At 44.1% G+C, this 6277-nt stretch carries 5 protein-coding genes and 3 tRNA genes; 1 reads left to right on the top strand and 7 read right to left on the bottom strand.

Annotation, left to right across the window (positions count from 1 at the left end):
• Positions 1 to 70: 70 nt before the first annotated feature.
• The 3 genes from ybeY to miaB all read right to left on the bottom strand — a co-directional run bounded on the left by ybeY (position 71) and on the right by miaB (position 3236).
• A complete protein-coding gene (gene ybeY / locus ELZ11_RS20395; protein WP_137359225.1) occupies positions 71 to 535 on the bottom strand; it encodes an rRNA maturation RNase YbeY in 465 nt (154 codons plus the stop codon).
• Positions 536 to 1657, bottom strand: coding sequence for a PhoH family protein (locus ELZ11_RS20400; RefSeq protein ID WP_137359226.1), 1122 nt, complete (start codon positions 1655 to 1657; stop codon positions 536 to 538). It lies immediately after the preceding gene.
• A 154-nt stretch (positions 1658 to 1811) separates the two neighbouring features.
• Complete coding sequence (gene miaB / locus ELZ11_RS20405; protein WP_137359227.1) at positions 1812 to 3236, bottom strand: tRNA (N6-isopentenyl adenosine(37)-C2)-methylthiotransferase MiaB; 1425 nt, start codon at positions 3234 to 3236, stop codon at positions 1812 to 1814.
• A 267-nt stretch (positions 3237 to 3503) separates the two neighbouring features.
• Here miaB and ELZ11_RS20410 point away from each other — a divergent pair, with 267 nt between their 5' ends.
• Entirely contained in the window at positions 3504 to 4679 is a 1176-nt protein-coding gene (locus ELZ11_RS20410; RefSeq protein WP_137359228.1) for a 2-octaprenyl-3-methyl-6-methoxy-1,4-benzoquinol hydroxylase, read from the top strand.
• 48 nt (positions 4680 to 4727) lie between these two features.
• On the opposite strand, the gene ELZ11_RS20415 is transcribed toward ELZ11_RS20410, so the two are convergent.
• The 4 genes from ELZ11_RS20415 to ELZ11_RS20430 all read right to left on the bottom strand — a co-directional run bounded on the left by ELZ11_RS20415 (position 4728) and on the right by ELZ11_RS20430 (position 6268).
• The gene (locus ELZ11_RS20415) at positions 4728 to 5768 is read right to left on the bottom strand and encodes a lactonase family protein (protein ID WP_137359229.1); all 1041 of its coding nucleotides are present in this window, start codon (positions 5766 to 5768) and stop codon (positions 4728 to 4730) included.
• A gap of 152 nt (positions 5769 to 5920) precedes the next feature.
• Positions 5921 to 6005 (bottom strand) — tRNA-Leu (locus ELZ11_RS20420).
• Positions 6006 to 6059: 54 nt separating this feature from the next.
• Positions 6060 to 6134 (bottom strand) — tRNA-Gln (locus ELZ11_RS20425).
• Between the two features lie 49 nt (positions 6135 to 6183).
• Positions 6184 to 6268: transfer RNA gene (locus ELZ11_RS20430), tRNA-Leu, on the bottom strand.
• Positions 6269 to 6277 lie beyond the last annotated feature (9 nt).

A 6277-nucleotide genomic window follows, 5' to 3' on the forward strand; every position in this document is an offset into this window, starting at 1 on the left:
TAACGCTATCAGAAGTGTGATAGCACACATAACAACTCAGATTGTAGTGACGCATCACCAGTTCGATGAGTTATTGTTTCTCTGCAATGTAAGGGTCTTCAAAGCCCATACCTTGCATGATTTCTGTTTCAAGAGATTCCATCTCTTCAGCTTCATCATCCTCGATATGATCATAACCTAGCAGATGAAGACTGCCATGTACAACCATATGCGCCCAGTGTGCTAGCAGGGGCTTATTTTGCTCTTCTGCTTCTTTCTCGACCACTTGGCGACAAATAATCAAATCACCCAATAGGTCGATTTCGATACCTGGAGGCGCTTCAAACGGGAAAGAAAGCACGTTAGTAGGCTTATCTTTGCCGCGATATTCATGATTGAGCTGGTGGCTTTCTTCAGTATCAACGATACGAATAGTGAGCTCGGCATTTTCCTGAAACTGAGGAATAGTCTTATCTAACCAAAGTTGCAGATCTTGTTCAGTTGGTAAACCTTGCTCATTTTCGACCGCTAATTGCAGGTCTAGTTCAATAGACATCTATTTATCACCTTGTTCTGCTACAGCAGAGCTATTTTGTGTTGCTAATTGTGTCTCTGCGGGTTGTTGAGCTTCGAGTAGCTTGGCTTCGCGCTCTTCGCGGCGACGCTTTTCATACTCTTTTCGCTCTTTCTGATCTTTCGCTTCCCACTTCTCGTAAGCGTTAACGATGCGAGCGACGACAGGGTGTCGAACCACATCATCCGCTAGGAAGAAGTTAAAGCTAATTTCATCAACGTCGTTGAGAACTTCAATTGCGTGGCGTAAACCAGATTTCGCGCCGCGAGGTAAATCTATTTGAGTGACGTCACCAGTGATCACTGCTCTTGAATTAAAACCAATACGAGTGAGGAACATTTTCATTTGCTCTACGGTTGTATTTTGGCTCTCATCAAGAATGATAAAGGCATCGTTTAAGGTACGGCCACGCATGTAAGCAAGCGGTGCAACTTCAATCACGTTGCGCTCAATCAGCTTTTCAACACGTTCAAAGCCCAGCATTTCAAACAATGCGTCGTAAAGTGGGCGCAAATATGGGTCTACTTTCTGGCTTAAGTCGCCAGGTAGGAAACCTAACTTTTCACCAGCTTCAACCGCAGGACGCGTCAATAGAATACGGCGGATTTCTTGGCGCTCTAACGCATCGACAGCTGCTGCCACTGCTAAATAAGTTTTACCTGTACCAGCTGGGCCAATACCAAAACTGATGTCATGGGTGACCATGTTCATCAAATATTGAGCTTGGTTTGGTGTACGCGGCTTAATTACACCTTTTTTGGTTTTGATGAACACTTCTTTTCCGTGTTCCATCGGCGCTTCAGAGTGCTGCTCTAAAATGCCTGATTCTTTGATCGCTAGGTGGATTTGTTCCGGTTCGATGTCTGGTGTATTGCCACGAACGGTTGCTGTTTCTACGTACAAAGATTTTAAAATGTCTAATGCAGCGGCCGCGGTATGAGGTTTACCCACGATGGTGAAGAAGTTGCTGCGGTAGTTAATTTCGACGCCTAAACGACGTTCTAAGTGTTTGATATTGTCATCGAATGGACCGCATAGGCTGGAAAGTCGGCGGTTATCGGCTGGTTCTAGATCAATTTCTAACGTAACAATTTTATTGCTCAAAGTTGCCTCTCATTTTGTGCCACCCACTCTTTTCAATAAAAAAAGAGCAAGAAGCCCGATTTAGACCGGGCTTCTAATGGTGATGTCCCTAATTCTAAGATGGTCACTTAGTTAGGTAATTTCAAGCTCTATGTTTAAGCTTTTGAACTGGAGCCTAAGGCGTAAATGTCGCTACACCTAGCTCATCTTCACGTTTAGTTTGCGCCATCATTTGAGTTGGCGAAATTACGGTGCGAAGATCCATGTCTTTTTCTGTGCGAACAAGCTCACCACGAAGTGAGTTTGCGAATACGTCAGTGATCTTCACATCAACAAATTGACCAATAAGATCCGCTGAACCTTCGAAGTTCACTACACGGTTGTTTTCTGTACGAGCACGCAATTCCATTAAGTTTTTCTTCGATGGACCTTCAACCAGTACACGTTGCTCAGTATCCAGCATTAGGCGAGAGTAGCGCATAGCTTGCGTGTTAACGGTTTGTTGTAGTTCGTATAGGCGATCTTTCTTCTCTTGCTCAGGCACGTCACATGGGTAGTCTGCAGCAGGTGTACCAGGACGAGGAGAGAAGATAAAGCTGAAGCTCATATCGAAATCAACGTCTTTGATCAGTTTCATCGTGTCTTGGAAATCTTGGTTAGATTCACCAGGGAAACCAACGATAAAGTCAGAGCTGATTTGAATGTCAGGACGCGCTTTACGAAGCTTACGAATAATCGACTTGTACTCGATAGCTGTATGAGGACGCTTCATCATCGTAAGGATACGGTCACTACCACTTTGTACTGGTAGATGAAGGAAGCTCACAAGTTCAGGTGTATCTTCGTATACTGCGATGATGTCATCACCAAACTCAAGCGGGTGGCTTGTTGTGAAACGAATACGATCGATACCGTCGATAGACGCAACTAAACGCAGTAATTCTGCGAATGTGCAGATATCACCTTCGTGAGTTGGGCCGCGGTACGCATTTACGTTTTGGCCAAGTAGGTTAACTTCACGTACACCTTGCTCTGCAAGTTGTGCTACTTCGAAAAGAACGTCATCCATAGGACGGCTTACTTCTTCACCACGAGTGTAAGGTACAACGCAGTAAGTACAGTACTTAGAACAACCTTCCATGATAGAAACGAATGCCGTTGCGCCTTCAGCGCGCGGCTCAGGTAAGCTATCGAACTTTTCGATCTCTGGGAAAGAGATATCCATCACTGGCGCGTCATTTGATAGAGAAGATTTAATCATCTCTGGTAGACGGTGCAGTGTTTGCGGGCCAAAGATTACATCTACGTATGGTGCACGTTGGCGAATATGGTCGCCTTCTTGAGTCGCTACACAGCCACCCACACCGATCACCACACCTTCTTTTTTATCTTTCAGCGTTTTCCAACGACCAAGCTGGTGGAATACTTTTTCTTGTGCTTTTTCGCGAATAGAACAAGTGTTTAGTAGTAGTACATCTGCTTCCTCAGGTACTTCAGTTAGCTCATAGCCATTTGCAGCATTTAGCAGGTCAGCCATTTTTGATGAATCGTATTCGTTCATCTGGCAGCCCCAAGTTTTAATTAGCAGTTTCTTACTCATCTTTTGTTCGCTCGATCGTTAGTTTAATTTAAGGGAGCAAATCGCCCAGTGTATCTCCGCCTAACATGCCCCTTTATTGGTGGGGCAGCGGCAAGCGGCGTATTGTACTGGTTTAAAAACCCACTGACTAGTGATCGAGTAAAATCTCTTTAAACCTAGGTTTGAAAAGGTTTTGCCCACGTAGTGCACAAGGTTTTTGATTACAATTTGGTAATGAAAACGTACAATTAAAAATAGTCAGAAAATCAAATTGATAAAGTGTGAAAAATGAACAGTTATGACATCGTGGTGATCGGTGGGGGTATGGTCGGTGCCGCTACTGCTATCGGATTTGCAAAGCAAGGAAAGAAAGTTGCTGTTATTGAAGGTCAACAGCCCACACCTTTTGAACCGTCACAAGCGATGGATATACGTGTTTCCGCTATTTCACAAACTTCAGTTAATTTGCTAGACGAGCTTGGTGCGTGGCAATCCATTGAAGCAATGCGGGTTTGCCCATACAAACGCTTAGAAACTTGGGAGCATCCAGAATGCCGAACTCGATTTGACGCACAATCTCTTGATTTACCTCAGCTTGGTTACATTGTGGAAAATCGCTTGATTCAATTGGGGTTATGGGAACAATTCTCAGAGCATGAAAATCTAACGTTATTGTGCCCGGAAAGATTGGATAGTATTGAGTTTGGTGAAACGAATACTGTCAAGTTGCAATCAGGAGCCGAGTTATCGACACCTTGGGTTATTGGTGCGGATGGAGCGAATTCTGCAGTAAGACAGGCTGCGGGAATTGGTATTACCGCATGGGATTATCGACAAGATTGTATGTTGATCAATGTTGAAACAGAGCTCCCACAGCAAGACATTACTTGGCAACAGTTTACACCGAGTGGACCTCGCTCATTTCTGCCATTGTGTTCACTTTCTTTAAATGATCAAGAAGTCGGGCAGGGATCGCTTGTTTGGTATGACTCACCAAAGAGAATTCGTCAGTTATCAGCCATGAGTAATGAGCAATTGCGATTGGAAGTTTTAAAATATTTCCCGGCTGAATTAGGGGACGTCAAAGTTCTACAGAAAGGTTCTTTTCCTTTAACGAGGCGTCATGCTCAGCAATACTATAAAAATCACTGTGTATTAGTGGGAGATTCCGCGCACACGATTAATCCTTTGGCAGGGCAAGGGGTGAACTTAGGTTTTAAAGATGTGTCGGTTTTGCTTGCAGTTGCTAAGGATGAATCATCGTTATCTGATAAAGCACTAAAACGCTACGAAATGCGCCGCAGAGGTGATAACGTACTGATGCAAAGTGGTATGGACTTTTTCTATAAAACCTTTAGTAACGATTTAGGGCCAATCAAATTTATCCGAAATGCAGCCTTAAAAGTGGCAGAAAACTCAGGTCCTGTTAAAGCCCAAGTTTTGAAATATGCTTTAGGTTTGTAAGCAAAGTATGATTTAAAAAAGGAGAGCGAATGCTCTCCTTTTTTACGTTTAATCGGCAATACACACAGGTGCATCTAAGCGGGTTGAATTGCCGGTATAGTCCAAAGCACCAGTATTTAAGTTGCGCTTAAACGTAGTGATGTTATTGGAGTGTTGGTTAGCGGCAACTACCCAATGTCCGTCATTCGTGATTAAGAAATCTCGTGGGAATAGCCCTTCGGTTGAATGGCTACTCTGAAATGTCAGCTGTTTGGTTTCTTGGGAAACTGCAAAGCAGCTGATCTTAGATTGATGACGGCAAGAAACATACAAAAACCTTTCGTCTGGCGATAGTTTGATTGCTGCTGTTGCTTCACCTTTCTCTTCATTGGGTAGTGCTTCAATCTCTTGCACTATCTGCCACCTTCCCAAAATTTGTTCTAGCACCAAGATGGTTTCTGAAAGCTCACATACCACATAAGCGTGCGTTTCACTTTGGTTGAATACTAAATGGCGAGGTCCACTTCCTGCTGGAGTTTGGACAATTTGTGTGGGTTTTTCTAAGAAGTCGCTTTGTTCTTCGTCATAGCTATAGAAACTGATTTGATCACTACCTAAATCGACGGTTACGAATTGCGGTAAGGTTGCTAGAAACTGGCATTGATGCGCGTGAGATTGCTTTTGCCTGTTTGGGTGAGGACCGTTTCCTGCAGGGGCGATTGTAGTTACGCGTTTATCTAAACTGCCATTGATGTTCAAAGCGAAGATATCGAATGAACCTGAAGAATATTGAGAGCTAATAAGGTACTTGCGGTTAGCATCAACTGCAATGTGACAAGGATGTGCCCCTTTTATCGGCGCAGAGCTTATGTCGTTATCGGAAACTGATTTAGCGATGTAAATTACTTGAGGGCTATCGCTTTGCTCAACTTCAGAAGCTGTGTAGTAGCCAGAGCTTGTGGAAACAACAAATGATGGGTTACGACAAGGAAATATGAGTTCGGGTTTAGATAGTGCCCCGGTCAGTGTATCAAGCTCAACTTGGTAGAGGCCTTGGCTTTCGCTGGGTGAATCGGTGTAGCAGCCAATTGAGAGGAGTAAGGTGTTCATAGACAATCACGCGTATTTGGAAGATAAGCTATTGTCGTATAAAACGGTGCAATTAAAGAGGGCTATTGAGAGAAATGATAGTGACTTATCTAGCAAAAAACAGATAAGCCTTGAAAGAAGAAAACCCAGCTAAAAAGCTGGGTTTCTAATGATGGTGCGGACGGAGAGACTTGAACTCTCACACCTTGCGGCGCCAGAACCTAAATCTGGTGCGTCTACCAATTCCGCCACGTCCGCAGCAAACTTTGTAGTTGTATCGAGTATTGGCGACTCAATATAACGTTGTAATAGTGGCTGGGCTACCTGGATTCGAACCAGGGAATGCCGGCATCAAAAGCCGGTGCCTTACCGCTTGGCGATAGCCCAACTGGATGTTTTAAAATCTCACTGAGATTTACAGTCATCAACTGAATGATGGTGCGGTCGGAGAGACTTGAACTCTCACACCTTGCGGCGCCAGAACCTAAATCTGGTGCGTCTACCAATTCCGCCACGACCGCAGCAAACTT

Source organism: Vibrio profundi (assembly GCF_005281835.1).
GTDB classification, from domain to species: domain Bacteria; phylum Pseudomonadota; class Gammaproteobacteria; order Enterobacterales; family Vibrionaceae; genus Vibrio; species Vibrio profundi.